This window comes from Roseburia sp. AF20-18LB (assembly GCF_003461185.1).
Classification (GTDB): Bacteria; Bacillota; Clostridia; order Lachnospirales; family Lachnospiraceae; genus Roseburia_C; species Roseburia_C amylophila.
Map to the genome: position 1 here is coordinate 284265 of NZ_QTWP01000002.1, position 14862 is coordinate 299126.

Consider the following 14862-nt stretch of genomic DNA (forward strand, 5'->3'; position numbering starts at 1 on the left):
ACCTACGTTACCTCACATTTTATTTTCTTCTGTTTCATATCCACTCTAGCCATAGCACCATACTGCAAAACGCATCTTGGAGTTGCATGTCCAAAATTCACATTGTAAACAATCGGTAAATCCGGATCATTTACTACCTTCACAAGAATATCCTTATATTCTTCGTAATATTCCTCATCCTGTGGCTTTCCAACCAGAACTCCGCTGACAACATCAAATACCCCCTTCTTTTTAATCATAGCAACTTCTTTTTCAAACTGCTCTGGCACTGGTTTTTCTTCACAGGTTTCAATAAAAAGAATCTTCTCTTTCCATTCCGCTATATCAGGAAACAGTCCATATTTTTCACATACTGCTTTTTCGTTTTCATATCTCGTTGTTGTCAAAATATCATATAAACTCTCTAAACACCCACCTAACAATCTACCCTCAAAGTAGTCTTTTCCTTGTAAAAGCTCAAATCCATGCTCTTCTTTATGTGAGATTCTCTCTGTCCCAACTGCCTCTTTTGAAAAATCAGTTCTTTCCTGATACCATATTTCACTTGATGTAATCTCACGATATTCATTTCCTTCTATATAGCTTTCAAATGCCTTCTTACTATATGGCAGCATTTCATCAGAGATTTCTGCTAAGTCGCATATAAAATTAGGTCCATAATATGTAGATAGTCCCAGCTTATAAAACATCAAATGATTAATCGTAGTATCTGAAAAACCCGTGAACAATTTTGGACTCTTGTGAACTGCATCAATAAATTCCTCATCCTCTAGCAAATATGGCAAAAGTCTGTAAGTATCATCGCCGCCTATTGCACATATAATGCCAGCAATTGAATCATCCATAAAAGCATCTTTTAAATCTTTTGCCCTTGCTTTGGGATTAGCCTTCAAATATTCAATTCCTTTTAGCGAATTTGGCATAAACGATGGTTCTAAACCATATTCCCTTAATCTCTTAACACCGATTTCAATATTATGACTACAAAATGCTTCACCTAGCATTCCACTCGATAAACTCACTATTGCAACTTTATCACCTTTTCTTAATTTCTTTGCATATTTCATAACTGGTCTCCTATAAAAAATTCAAAATATCAGATAGATTATTAACTTCAATATCAGCTTTTTCACTCTCATCTGTTATATTCCACAAACTTCCAAATCCCTGTTTTACCCATATAGTTTTCATCCCCAACTGTTTTGCTGGTACAATATCATTATCAATACGGTCACCAATCATGACTGCATTCTCTGGCTTACAACTGCTTCTTTCCAATGCAATTTCAAATATACGCCTATCTGGTTTTGAAACGCCTTCTTCTGCTGATGCGATGATCAAATCCAGATATTTTCGTACTCCAAGATTTTCTAATCTCTCAGAAGTTCCTAATGATTGGTTTGCAATTACACCAATTTTATAAATTTTACTTAACTTTTTCAAACAATCTTTGGTATATGTATACAGTCTCTCGTATTGCGATTCCCATTTAGGTAATTTCACACCCAATTGCCTTGCTACCTCTAAATCTCCTTTTTTGTTTCCTTTATAAAACGACATGGCATATTTATAAATTTGCTCGTAAGTTAAACCTGATATTTCCGCTATCCTTTTCATCCTGTCTTCATAAACTTTGCTTTCATCAACCAATGTCGAACCAACATCAAAAAATAACCATTTTATTTCGTCTTTCTTAGGCAAAAATCCTCTTTTCCTTGCTTCTTCTAACAGTTTGGGTTGAATTTCTGGATATGTCCAATTAATCGGTAATTCATCCATAATTGCTATTTTTTCAATTTCACTGTGAAGCTCTTTTTCAAATGTATATATATCTGAGAAGAATAATTTTCCAAAAGTCTCCATTCCATCGAAATTATCTGGTGCAGTCACAGAATATATACAAATTGGAGTAATATCAAAAGTTATTGCTCCTGTTTCTTCATATAGTTCTCGTTTGGCTGTTTCAAGAATATCCTCACCATCTTCTCTATGCCCTCCCGGCACTTCATATGTATCTCTTTCTTTATGCTTGCAAAATACCCACTTGCCGTTACTCTGTGAGATAATCACTGCAAATTTCAATAGTTCATCATTAACCGTATCATAAAATTTTACTTCCACCATATTTCCTCTCCATGTACATATCTATAATATTTCATTTTCAATAAAACCCGCAATACCATCTTCATCATTTGAACCAATTACAATATCAGCTCTCTCTTTTACCTCATCAATCGCATTCCCCATTGCAACACCTGTTCCACATAATTCAAGCATTCCGATATCTGCATAATCATCTCCAAATGCAATAATTGAATCTGTACTAAATCCACATACTTCCGTAATCTTCATAATTGCGTTTTCTTTCGTCACATTCTTTTTTGTAAACTTGTACCAAAATCCATCAGAGAAACGAATACAATCACAATCAGAGAGACTTCGAGTCAGCTTATCTGCCTTATCTTGATTAAATATCTCAACACACATTTTTAATGAACATTCGTTAAAATCTGAAAAATCTGTATAAATACTATCTCCCCAACTCTTATCTAACTTCTTAGGATCTATTTTATAATTCCAATAATGTGCATCTATTGTGTCTATCGTAATTTCGCAATCATTTCCACAAATATTTCTTGCCATGTCAATCATCACATTCGTTTCTTCTTCGGAAAATTCTGCCCTATAAATATATTCTGTTTTGTATTTTACTAATGCACCTCCACTCGATATTAAAATATCGGGCATCAATTCATTTAAAAATACCAAAGAGTTTTGCTCACTTCTGGAGGTGGAAACACCTATCAATATATCATTTCCCCTGCATTTTTTTAAAGCTGATAATGTTCTGGTTGATATTGTTTTGTCACTCTGTAATAAAGTTCCGTCTAAATCAAATAAAAGAAGTTTGCATTTCTTCATACCATTTTTTCCTTTTCATTCTTCTGAATAATTATATTTGCATCAATTACTCTCCCCACAAATAGAGCCAAACTAGAGCCATTCGATAAAACAAATGCCGGAAACCCGTATAAATACAGGCTTTCGGCATTTTAGTCCGTTATTCAAACTCCCCGCAGAGAAACTTATCATCCCTGTGAAGGCTTGATTTCTGGAACTTTTAATGGCGATTATTACACCTTTTATCACAATTATTTTATATTTTCAAAAATTTAGGTATCATATAGGTATCACATATTAATTCAAAAATAAATAGATTTATATGCTTTATGCCTTCATTTGCTTATTTATATTATCACATAAGGTTGTAATATCATTAAGCTTTTTTTCTGCCATATTTTTAAATTCATCTATTTCTGATAAATATACTAAAAAAGATTTATATTCTTTAAAATCTATTTCTGTATAATCACTATACTCTTTCCTTTTTCCAATTTTTGAATAAGTATATGTTACCTCTAATTTTGTATTTTCAAACTTAATAACATCAAATACATTTTTATCTAAAGAGAGTACCCAATATCTATTCGGAAATATTGTGACATTCATTTTATTTTTATTCTTTAATATTTCTGCCTTCTCAGGGGTTAACTGTTGTATAAAACAATCATTAAAAGTCATAGACTTTAACTCTGCTGGAACCCTACCTACATTTCTTATTACTAAGCATGCCATTGTGCTCCGCACAAGTTCAAATGACACTTCAACATATGGTCGTTTAGTTTCCCCACGCTCTATAAACAATACAACTATTGGTATAATAACCCCTATCCAAGGAATTATATTAATTAATATTTCCCATATTGGTATCCCATTCTGTTGCTCCAGTGCATTTGCTATTCGTTCTAATACATCTAGATAACTATTTCCCATATTATCTCCTCTTAATATACGAAAGCTTTATATTATTGTTTTTAATATTATCTGCAATGCTGATCATACTTAACAGAATATTATACATTTTGACTTATCCAATTTTCTAATGAGTCTTTCCTATTTGAAATAACAGGAACATTCAAACTTATCAAATCCGAGGCTGTGCTATTTGTTATCTTTACCGCAACAACTGGTTTTCCTATCTCAATAGCAAATTTAATTTCCTCAATTGACATACCATTACTATTTGCAGGTCGATTAGAGCATACAATTACACTAGCATATCGTATCTGCCTTTTTATTTGTGGATCAACATTGTACCTACTATCAATGCTATCAAATGGTGATGTACTTGGTACCGAATAATCTCTCACATTATATTTGGTTCTATCTAATAAAGCACTTATCTCCTCATAATCATTATAATTCCATCTGTGTGGTATAAATACATTAATTCTCATAATAATCTCCTTTATTTATATAGTGTTTTTCTTTACAAGGTTCCAATAATGCTGTCCCTGTGTAGTCAGCTTACATGCCTTATGATGTATTGCAGCATAATACATATGTTCCTCTCCAACAGGTACAACTAAATTTAATTTTACATACTTCTGCAATGTTGAAAAAATCGCCTCATGATCCTTATTTACCTCTTTTATATCTGCCTCATGTTTATCCGGTTCATATGTAGGATCAAGATGATACTCATCATATTTTGATTTAAATATTTCTGTTATCTTCTGCAATTCAAATATTGAAATCGGAGGTGTATTCTTTCTTAATGATACAAAACCATTGATATTTGCTTTAAATACTGGTCGTGGTTCCCATCCTCCCAAGGATCTATCTATATACGAATAAATACTTCCCGGAGAGACTTCTCCCAACAAATTCATTGCACCTCCATATAACGCCTCAACTAATAATGATGTATATACTCCATGACCATCTTTCTCCGTAGAATACTCTGTCGTTCCACAGGCAGCCAATAATGTCGTTCCATTATGTATGACTGAAAAATTTGGCATTTCGGTCTTATTAGCAATATCTCCACTAAAGCAACTATCAAGAATTACTACCTTATTGTGAGCCCGCGAAGTTGCAACAAACCCCATAATGTCATTTAACGAAAGTCCATCATCTGGTCTATTGACCTCACTGGTACATAAATACCCTCCAAGACTATCAATAGATCCATGTCCTGAAAAATAAAAAACTGCTATTTCCGAATCGCTCTTAAATAATTCCTCCACCGCATCACGTAATTCTCCCCTATTAATATATGAATTTTCACTTGTTGAACACATAATCTTTACATCAAAGTTTAATGTTCCATCACCATTACGCTCTAGAGCTGCTTTGACCGCATTAGCATCATTCACACATCCATGCAAATCATCTATATTTTGATAGCTATCAATTCCTACACATAATGCTTTTCTCATTTATTCTTCCTTTACTTCTTATCATTTTCTTTTTTAGGTTCCTTAACTGGTGGCATTGGTGGTTTTACAGATGTTGTTGGTAATGAAAATCCTCTCTTTTGTGTTTCTGGTGACTGATTTGTTTTATCTGCCATTCTATCTACCTCCTAAAAATTATTTTTAAAATATTCTTCTGTTTTTATGTCAGCTTTATTTTTATATTTAACATTTTCAACTAAGATTTCTTCTTTTAAATATTTACTTTCAATGCCTGAGTATTCCTTTTTATATGAATATAACAATCCATTAATTTCAGTTTCTGATAATTCACCTGCTGCAACCTTATACCAATCATACTCCATTTTTAAATAAAGCAACTTCATATCTTCAATAAATGGTTGCAGATATTTTAACCTTCTTCCAAATGGCAAATATTGTTTTATTGCAGTAAGCACTTGCGATATTGCTATAATTGCTGCCCATATAAATGACCAACTTCGCCATATTGTCCATGCCGCTATGCTCGATGATGACGCAATTGCTCCATATATATTAATTCTTCTATCCCATTTATACGAATCCTCTGCATATATATCCAAATAAAAAGTCCACGCTTTTATTTGAACCATATAATTCCAATATTTTTCTTGCATTTTATTTTTTATCACCTCGCACTTTTAACATCTTCTGATAATATGCAATCATTCTTTTTGTTTCTTCTTCGCATGTAATACCATTTGCACTAGCTTGACTAAGCAATTCGTTATACAAATGCATATCTTTATCATTAAAAATCACATTAACTCTTTTCTCTAATTTTCCAGCAATATGACTGTAATTTTCCGGATATGCATAATAACACTTCTTACACATACTTATATCTTTCTTAATCCAGTTCTCACAATGCTCACATGCCCAAGATTTATCTCTATTTGCTGAAGGCGATAACAACATAAATCGATCTAAATCCATCATATTCTCTGGATCTCCACCTATTTCATATGGAATGCGATGATCTGGTTGAAGTAACCTTGCAGGATATTCTTCACCATATAAATTACACTTAGCACCATAATATTCCAATAATGCATTTTTTAATTTTTCTGTAAGCTGCGTTCTTCCGGATGTTTTAGATAACTGATTTTTTCTCTTTGCTTCTTCCCAATCACCAAATCTATAAGCTGCAATACTTTTCCCTGTAGAATCTTTTATTTTGTAAGTTTCCAATGGAATACCCAATTCTCTTACATCTCGTGCAGCTCTTGGAGCATGTTCATATCCACCATTTTTTAAATCCTCCGTACTACAATATCCCTTTTCCAGAATCGTATCTATTACAAACCTTGCCCTCTTATTTGTTACTGCATTTAAAACACTTATAAAATCCTGTGATAAATCCATATTTTTTCTCCTTATGCAAAACACAATTTCATTTGTTCATATTTTTCTTGCCTTTTTATTAAATTTTTGCTAGCGTATAATGACTCATATGTAATTTCATTTTTGCCATTAAGTGTTGCCTGTGTTGATAACCCAGCATTTATATAAACATGTGTTAATTCTAATGATTTAGGTAAAGTTTTTCCAATAAATTTATCACCTGTTTTACCATCATAACTAACTATATAATCTATATCTCTATCATTCAATTCTCTTAGCTGTTCTACAAACTCATCAAATTCTACGCCCTGAATATATCTATTATCTCTAGTATTGTCTCTTTTTGAAGTTCCCTGATAAGGAGGATCCATATAAACCAAGTCTCCTTTTTGTGCTCTAGATAATACATCTTTATAATCTAAATTCGAAAATGATGCCTTATCTTTTAACAATCCAGATATTGCTAATGCATTATTGGCAATAACATTCGGTTTTGTTCCATAGCGTCTTTTATCACATGACTGATTTAATTCTCCATTTGAATTATATCTCACCGCACCCTTTACTACCCTTGCTAATAAAAAAAGCATCCTAGCTGAATCTTTTTTACCCTTATTAAATTCTTCTCTAATTTTATAGAAATAATCTATATTATTTTCTCCTTCAGCAAATTGTCCATTCCATATATTTTCATATTCATCAATTAATTTTAAAGGATTGTTTATACATTCTTCCATAAGATTTACAAGAGGTTGATTAATATCATTAATCCAAAATTCATCGCATAGTCCTTGTGCAGCGGATAAAATTGTAATGGCACATGTACCTGCGAATGGCTCAATGAGTCTATCAAATGTTGTTGGAAAAAATTTAACTATTTCTGGGGCTATAATTCTCTTACTTCCCTGATATTGTACTAAATGAGGTGTTTTCATGACCATTCTCCTTTATTCATCAACAACAATTTCTAATATATCACTTATTTCACATTTTAAAGCAACACAAATGCGAAGCAAAATATCTGTATTCACATTTTCATTTCTTCCTAATTTAGCAATTGAGGCTGTGCTTATCCCAGCCTCCTTTGCTAAATCTTTTTTCATCATATCTCGATCAATTAATAACTTCCATAATTTCTTATAGCTTATTTTCATTTTCGTTTCTTCCTCGAACATATTTTCGCATTTCATAATAATATTATCACACTTTTCTTTTTCTATCAAGCTCTTTTCTTAATTAATTATGAGTTCTCTTAATTTATATCATATTATATCAAAGATTATCTTATCTTTCCAATCACCTTCCCCACACTCTCCAGGAACCTCTCCAACAGATTAACCCCATCGATCACAAACTGCTTCATAAACTCATACGCCTTTCCCAGCAGTTCCTTTAATGTCGTATTTTCCTCTCTAATCTTCTGATTCTCATACATCACATCAATAAGCTTATCCCTGACATCATCATTTCCACCCTGTCGGAACAGATCATATACACTCTCTGCAATTTTCGTTTTCTCTATCAGTTCACGTTCCTTAGAAGAAAGAAGTTCCAGATTATTCTTTTTATCCGTAATCATATCTTCATATTTTGCATATTCCGTTTCTGCTGCATTAATACTACTCCTGACTGTCTCCAGCCTGTCCTCATCAGCAGCTATAACATCCAGATTTCTGCTATGGCGTTGTTCCTGTGTAGCAATCTGATATGATATGCTTGCATTATTGCTTCTCAGTTTAGTGTTTTTCTCCTGTTCTTCATTGTTCTGCTGCTTTATATCAGCAAGCTTCCTACTCTCCTGTGCTACCTTATATTCCGTCACAGACAAGTCATGGTTGCGACCTTTTTTCTTTTCTGCCAGCTGTTCCTTGAAATAACATTCAAATCCATAACTTGCCTCCGCTCTCAATTTATCTTGAAGAATCACAGATAATGTTTGTGGTGTAAATACATTTCTTTTTGATACTTTCTTAGATAAGCCACGCTTTGCTCCTTCCCATACTGGAACGCCTACCACATGCATATGCGGGCTGGCTTCATCAAAGTGTATGACCGCATTTGCAATCTTGAACTCCGGCAGTAGCTTTTGCAAGCATTCAAGAATATAATCAAATACCTCAGACATATAATTTTTGTTTTTCCAATGCTCGTCCCAATATTTCTTGTCCCCGCATTGAAAAATAATCTCTACCGCCATATCCTGATTAAGACCTGCAACATGTTCAAAATAATCCTTTATCTTTCGGTCTTCTCTTTTCTGTCTACTGTTATATTCTTTTACCACATCATCAAATTCTCTGTGATATACCCTCTTAACATCTTGAAACAAATCTGTTGTTCCATAAATCAGCCTAATATTATCTGAGCTGTAATCTGCGGATTTATATTTACGCAGGTTATGCTTTGCAACTCCTGCAAGTGCTTTTTTACTTGTTATCGCACTCTTGCCATTGCTTATATGAGCAGAGTATGATACATTTCCCATAGGCATTTTGTCCTTTCTTATTCGTATTTTTCTGTCGGAGAGATACAATTATCATCTTGGCTCTGCCATAGATGATAACCCCCTAGCAGTTTCGTCATACTGACAAAACTGCGGGGGCTCTCCGAGGGTTTTGGCATCAGCCTTTTAAAGCCTATCTGCACTTAAACACAATCTCATTTATCACTATTTCCTCTGCCATCGCTCTCGCCTGATTCAGCAAATGCAGCTGCTCCATAAATGTTTTCTTTTTACCTGTCATGTGCTTTTTCAACCACGCCGCTTCAATATTATCCAATCGTTCATAAGCTTCTTCATTTACTGCTTCTGCCTGCTTTCTAAGCTGTCCTGTTCTTGCCATATGACGATACTCAGAAGGTTCATTTTCTTCCATATACCTAAGCCACATCCAACCATATTTTCCAATATCCGCAAGCTTGTATTCTGCTTCATCAACAGATAAAATAGGATATAAAATGCCATCCACTTCTTTATACTCAACACCAAGTTCTTCAAATAATGTCATAGTAATTGTCCTTTCTTTTCAAGACCGCAACATCGCAAGGTCTATATATTTTGCAACCTTGCAAGCTTCAAGATTGCAAAACCTGACACTTTGCAATGTTGCGATGTTAGATTTTTATGCTCGCAAATTCCAGTACCAGTTATTATTGCAACGCTCAGCCTTTATCTTAAGTTCCTTCTTTGCTGTCTCAAGTGTTCTTTTCGATATTCCTTCCTGTGCTGCAAGTTCTATAATCTCTGTACTTAAAATTTTCTGTGTTCTTTCTGCCTGTTCTCTTAAAAATTGCTTTGCCATCTCAAGTTTACTTGCCTTTGGCACCATACCGCCCAGTACTTCATCAGCAGTAATTTCATAATCACCTAACCAATGAAATCCGTCCTCTGCCAATTCAAACGCTTTTGGATGACCAAATGCTGCAAGATTATTCTTTATCTGTATCATTGCCCTGAGATTACTCTGCCCTTCTATTCTGCCGACAAGCATTACACTCCTTGCCACAGCAAAGAAATCAATGGAACCCATTCCCCTGTAAGCAGCCTTTCCTCCTGAGCCTTTATTCATATGACCGATAAGAACAATGGCACAGCCAGTTCTTTCAGCAATACTTCCCAGCTTCTTCGTCATTTCTCTGGCTTCATTTGCCCGGTTCATATCAGTATCACCGCCAAGATAAGCCTGTATCGGATCAAAGATGCACAACTTCGCATTTTCTCTTTTTATAGCTTCCTCTATCCTGTCATCCGTCATACTAACACTCTTATCAGACTCATCTATGATTGATATTCTGCTACAGTCTGCATTTGCTGCTTCAAGTCTTGGCTTGACTGTATCTGCAAGTCCGTCTTCTGCCGTTTGATATATTACATTTACAGGCTCAGTAATATTCATATTTTCATCTATACATTCTCCCATTGACAGCTTTGCTGCAATATTAAGTATCAGCGTAGATTTCCCATCACCGGGGTCTCCCTGCACTATTGACAGCTTTCCATAAGGGATAAATGGATACCACAGCCATTTAATCTGTTGTGATTCAACCTCAGAGAGGTGTATCATTTTTAATTCTGTATTTGTTTCCACTGTCTGCCTCACTTTCGTAAATAATCATTGTCTCAAAAGTGGGCTGCTGTTATACTTTAATTGGTGTTTTGGTAACAGAAGCCCGCTTTTGTTATCTGCCGTGGCTTTCCCGATTGCCGTCAGGAAAGCCACTATTTCTGCCAGAGGTATTTTGCTCCATCCAGCATATCCACAACTGTTTTTATCATAGCAAGATAGTCATGCTGCAATTCTTCAATATCTGTATAAGCTTCACCATCAACCGGTGATTCTTTTTCTTTTATCTGTCCTGTTTCTATGATTTCATCATACATTTTGTGAATATCTGCCTGCATCTTCTCAAGCGTCTGCACAAGCATATATACAGTTTCTTTCTTACCTACAACACAGATTCGACCATAGATACAGCATCTTGTAAAAAATGTTTTCTTCATCATTCCACTTGCCTTGATTCTTGCTTCAATTTCACGCCTTTCATAGTCTGATATGCGAAAACTGATTGTCGGATTTTTATGAACTCCACTCACTGAACATCACCTCCATTCCCTGTACCCGGCACAAATTCTTCATTAAGCTTATCAGCCATCTCAATCTGCTCTGTCGGAAACATATGTGCATAATGAAATGTTATTGTCTGGCTCTCATGTCCAACCCTGTTTCCAATGGCTACCGCTGAAAAACCCAGGCGAATAAGTAAAGAAATGTGCGAATGCCTGAGATCATGAATTCTTATTCTCTTTACTCCAGCCGCTTTAGCTCCTCTGCTCATCTCGTGATGCAAATAAGATTTTGTAATCTGAAATATTCTGTCATCTCTGCCATATCCATACAACATTCCGATAAACTGTCTTAACTCTTCTACCAGAAAATCAGGTATTACAACATCCCTTCTGCTCTTTTCCGTCTTAGGATCTGTGATGATATCTTCACCATTGATATACTGATAAGACTTTGTGATATGAAGTTTCTTATTCTCAAAATCAATATCTGCTGGTGTCAGGGCAAGCAGTTCACCTTCCCTTATTCCGCACCAGTAAAGAATCTGGAATGCATAATAAGATATTGGCTTGTCTTTTACACATTCTATGAACTTGAGATATTCTTCTTTTGTCCAGAAATCCATCTCATCAGCTTTGCCTTTACCTATCGTCCCAGCCTTCTTTACAGGATTTTCTCTTAGATTGTAAAAGCGTACCGCATGATTAAATATGGCTGACAGCTCTGACTGCATTGTTTTCAGATAAGTCGGCTTATAGGGCTTACCGTCTGCCTGTCTCTTCTTGATCATCTCATTCTGCCATTTGATAATATCCGCAGGACTGATTTCATTCATCTTCTTGTCCTTGAAATATGGAATCAGCTTCTTCTGAAAAATGACATCCTTTGTACGCCACGTGTTAAGCTTCAGCTTAGGCTTTAAATCTTCCTCATACAGCTTGTAGAAACCTTCAAACCTCATATCCAGATTTGTTGCCTGCTGCAGCAGAAACTTCTGCTCGTATTCCAATGCCTCCTTTCTCGTCCGAAAGCCACGCTTTAGCTTTCTTTTGTTTTTACCTGTCCAATCGTTGTAGTGGAAGGAGACATACCATGTCCCCCTCGCCTCATCCTTGTATGCTGCCATACAACTGCTCCTTTCCCTTATGCTGTCTTATCACATAAGTCATATACTTTACTGTCAAGATACTTACGGCTGACTCTGCCGGCTCTGACATAGAAGCCTTTAGAAGATAATTCCCTGTTAGCTTCTCTTATTACTTTGTATGCATGAGATACCGATACATCAAGCATCTCAGCAACCTCTTTTGCTGTGTAATATAACTTTTCCATGGTGCATTCACCTCCTCTCCCCGGCAATTACCGGTATGTATCAAGCACTTGTATTGGCAGCTACTTATATATAACTCGTTGCAACTATTGTATTTTCTTGTCTTAAATTTTAAAAGGGACAAACCCGCCCCTTTTTCTCTGATAAGGGTACAATAGCGGTTTTTTTTACAAACATAGCAGCATCCCTGTCTCTTGATTACATCACTTATTCTAATTCAAAGCATGAATTTGCTAAATATTCTCTCATGGACTTTTTTCGTCAAAACATATTCTCTGACGGACTTTTTTATCTTTAAGTACAATTAATCCATACTTAAACCTATAAAGATGTCTCTACAAACATTGTCGGAGTCATCAGGTAACATTGTGGCAATACTGGCACATTGTGTGTTAAAAACTTTCTGTGAGATAAATTCTATAACCAACCCACAAATTACGGAAGTGACACCACTGGTGTATTTTCACTAATTTGCACCAGTTTTTGGTGCTTCATATAATTGGGATAATTTTTGAAAATAAAAAGAAATGTGATAATAGATAATACCTATGACACTTCTGTTTAGTACTCATTAATATCTGTGGTACTATCAAAACAGGTATCATATAGGTATCACGATAAAAGAAAAAGCCCCATAAATGGCTTGTTTTCGCCATTTATGAAGCTCTGTTTACTATTCAAACTCAATCGTTCCAGGTGGCTTACTCGTCAAATCATAGAATACACGGTTTACCCCGCGTACCTCGTTGATGATTCGGCTCATTACTGTTTGCAGTACTGCAAATGGAATCTCTGCGCTTTCGGCGGTCATGAAATCGACGGTATTTACGGCACGCAGTGCAACTGCGTAGTCGTAGGTTCTCTCGTCGCCCATTACTCCAACGGAACGCATATTGGTCAGGGCTGCGAAATACTGGTTCGGCATCCAGGATGGAGCTTTGCCATTTTCTTTCTTGTAAGCGGCTACTGCCTTGTCCACTTCTTCACGGTAGATGGCATCGGCATCCTGTACGATGCGGACTTTCTCAGCATTGACTTCACCGATGATTCGGATACCAAGACCCGGGCCCGGGAATGGCTGACGGAATACCAGATGCTCCGGAATTCCAAGTTCAAGACCGGCTTTACGAACCTCATCTTTGAAGAGGTTACGCAATGGCTCGATGATTTCCTTGAAATCAACATATTCCGGAAGACCACCTACGTTATGGTGGGATTTGATGACAGCGGATTCTCCGCCAAGACCACTTTCTACCACATCTGGATAAATGGTTCCCTGTGCCAGGAAATCAACGGCTCCGATTTTCTTTGCTTCTTCTTCAAAGACACGGATAAATTCTTCACCGATAATTTTACGTTTTGCTTCCGGCTCTGTTACTCCGGCAAGCTTGTTATAGTAACGCTCCTGGGCATTTACACGGATGAAGTTTAAGTCAAACTGACCGTTCGGTCCGAATACATTTTCCACTTCATCTCCCTCGTCTTTACGAAGAAGGCCATGATCAACAAATACGCAGGTAAGCTGCTTTCCGATTGCTCTGGATAAAAGACCTGCTGCCACAGAAGAATCCACTCCACCGGACAATGCCAGAAGCACTCTTCCGTTACCGACTTTTTCACGGATTTCCTTGATGGTATTTTCCACAAAGGAATCCATTCTCCATGTTCCGGCACAGCCACAGACACCACGCACGAAGTTGTGGAGCATCTTGGTTCCCTCTTTGGTATGGAGTACCTCCGGGTGAAACTGGATGGCATAGAGATTTTTTTCACGGTTTTCTGCGGCTGCCACCGGGCAGTCTGCAGTATGTGCTACGATTTCAAAACCAGGTGCTGTCTTTGAAATATAATCAAAATGGCTCATCCAGCAAATGGTCTTTTCTTCTACATTCTGGAATAATGGTGAATTCTTATCTACCATTACTTCTGTCTTACCATATTCACGAACCGGTGCTTTTTCTACCTTGCCGCCCAACACATGCATCATGAGCTGTGCGCCGTAGCAAAGTCCCAGAACCGGAATACCAAGTTCAAAAAGCTCTTTGCTGTAAGTCGGTGAATCTGCCTCATAACAACTGTTTGGACCTCCGGTCAGGATAATTCCCTTCGGGTTCATCGCTTTGATTGTCTCGATATCCGTGCGGTAAGAATATATTTCACAATATACATTGCATTCACGGACACGTCTTGCAACCAGCTGGTTGTACTGTCCGCCAAAATCAATGACAATAACTTTTTCCTTATCCATGGACGTTTTTCCTCCTAATTTTTGCTGAGACTCGCCCAGCGTCTAAATTTTATTATAGTTGAGCCACCCTGGAAAGAC

Annotated in this window: 18 protein-coding genes; all 18 read right to left on the reverse strand. The window is 36.2% G+C overall.

Annotated elements, in window-relative coordinates:
* Window positions 1–2: 2 nt before the first annotated feature.
* On the reverse strand, window positions 3–1067 hold the full coding sequence (locus DWX65_RS06025) for a S66 family peptidase (RefSeq protein ID WP_118173060.1): 1065 nt from the start codon (window positions 1065–1067) through the stop codon (window positions 3–5).
* A 10-nt stretch (window positions 1068–1077) separates the two neighbouring features.
* Window positions 1078–2124, reverse strand: coding sequence for an HAD-IA family hydrolase (locus DWX65_RS06030; RefSeq protein ID WP_118173061.1), 1047 nt, complete (start codon window positions 2122–2124; stop codon window positions 1078–1080).
* A gap of 21 nt (window positions 2125–2145) precedes the next feature.
* The gene (locus DWX65_RS06035; RefSeq protein ID WP_117946275.1) at window positions 2146–2922 is read right to left on the reverse strand and encodes a Cof-type HAD-IIB family hydrolase; all 777 of its coding nucleotides are present in this window, start codon (window positions 2920–2922) and stop codon (window positions 2146–2148) included.
* A 306-nt stretch (window positions 2923–3228) separates the two neighbouring features.
* Window positions 3229–3834, reverse strand: coding sequence for a hypothetical protein (locus DWX65_RS06040; protein ID WP_118173062.1), 606 nt, complete (start codon window positions 3832–3834; stop codon window positions 3229–3231).
* Window positions 3835–3914: 80 nt separating this feature from the next.
* Window positions 3915–4298 carry a TIR domain-containing protein gene (locus tag DWX65_RS06045; RefSeq protein WP_109216372.1) on the reverse strand — a complete coding sequence of 128 codons (384 nt, stop codon included), beginning with the start codon at window positions 4296–4298 and terminating at the stop codon, window positions 3915–3917.
* A gap of 15 nt (window positions 4299–4313) precedes the next feature.
* On the reverse strand, window positions 4314–5282 hold the full coding sequence (locus DWX65_RS06050; RefSeq protein ID WP_118173063.1) for a caspase family protein: 969 nt from the start codon (window positions 5280–5282) through the stop codon (window positions 4314–4316).
* A gap of 11 nt (window positions 5283–5293) precedes the next feature.
* On the reverse strand, window positions 5294–5416 hold the full coding sequence (locus DWX65_RS15500; RefSeq protein ID WP_278286493.1) for a hypothetical protein: 123 nt from the start codon (window positions 5414–5416) through the stop codon (window positions 5294–5296).
* A gap of 12 nt (window positions 5417–5428) precedes the next feature.
* Window positions 5429–5890, reverse strand: a complete 462-nt coding sequence (locus DWX65_RS06055) for a hypothetical protein (protein WP_147339143.1) — start codon at window positions 5888–5890, stop codon at window positions 5429–5431.
* A 25-nt stretch (window positions 5891–5915) separates the two neighbouring features.
* The gene (locus DWX65_RS06060) at window positions 5916–6662 is read right to left on the reverse strand and encodes an HNH endonuclease (protein ID WP_109216369.1); all 747 of its coding nucleotides are present in this window, start codon (window positions 6660–6662) and stop codon (window positions 5916–5918) included.
* An 11-nt stretch (window positions 6663–6673) separates the two neighbouring features.
* The gene (locus tag DWX65_RS06065) at window positions 6674–7576 is read right to left on the reverse strand and encodes a Dam family site-specific DNA-(adenine-N6)-methyltransferase (RefSeq protein ID WP_158564707.1); all 903 of its coding nucleotides are present in this window, start codon (window positions 7574–7576) and stop codon (window positions 6674–6676) included.
* A gap of 12 nt (window positions 7577–7588) precedes the next feature.
* Window positions 7589–7795 (reverse strand): helix-turn-helix domain-containing protein, encoded by a 207-nt coding sequence (locus DWX65_RS06070; RefSeq protein WP_109216367.1) that lies wholly within the window; start codon window positions 7793–7795, stop codon window positions 7589–7591.
* A 125-nt stretch (window positions 7796–7920) separates the two neighbouring features.
* Window positions 7921–9126 carry a plasmid recombination protein gene (locus tag DWX65_RS06075; RefSeq protein WP_109216366.1) on the reverse strand — a complete coding sequence of 402 codons (1206 nt, stop codon included), beginning with the start codon at window positions 9124–9126 and terminating at the stop codon, window positions 7921–7923.
* Window positions 9127–9277: 151 nt separating this feature from the next.
* A complete protein-coding gene (locus DWX65_RS06080; protein WP_118173064.1) occupies window positions 9278–9649 on the reverse strand; it encodes a TnpV protein in 372 nt (123 codons plus the stop codon).
* A gap of 114 nt (window positions 9650–9763) precedes the next feature.
* On the reverse strand, window positions 9764–10705 hold the full coding sequence (locus DWX65_RS06085; RefSeq protein ID WP_109216390.1) for an AAA family ATPase: 942 nt from the start codon (window positions 10703–10705) through the stop codon (window positions 9764–9766).
* Window positions 10706–10860: 155 nt separating this feature from the next.
* Window positions 10861–11235 (reverse strand): plasmid mobilization protein, encoded by a 375-nt coding sequence (locus DWX65_RS06090; protein ID WP_022112943.1) that lies wholly within the window; start codon window positions 11233–11235, stop codon window positions 10861–10863.
* Window positions 11232–12332: a site-specific integrase gene (locus tag DWX65_RS06095; RefSeq protein WP_109216364.1), complete on the reverse strand. Its 1101-nt coding sequence runs from the start codon at window positions 12330–12332 to the stop codon at window positions 11232–11234. Before DWX65_RS06095 ends, DWX65_RS06090 begins: the two co-directional genes overlap by 4 nt.
* 17 nt (window positions 12333–12349) lie before the next feature.
* A complete protein-coding gene (locus tag DWX65_RS06100) occupies window positions 12350–12538 on the reverse strand; it encodes a helix-turn-helix domain-containing protein (protein WP_021923573.1) in 189 nt (62 codons plus the stop codon).
* A gap of 671 nt (window positions 12539–13209) precedes the next feature.
* A complete protein-coding gene (guaA, locus tag DWX65_RS06105) occupies window positions 13210–14784 on the reverse strand; it encodes a glutamine-hydrolyzing GMP synthase (RefSeq protein WP_118056559.1) in 1575 nt (524 codons plus the stop codon).
* Window positions 14785–14862 lie beyond the last annotated feature (78 nt).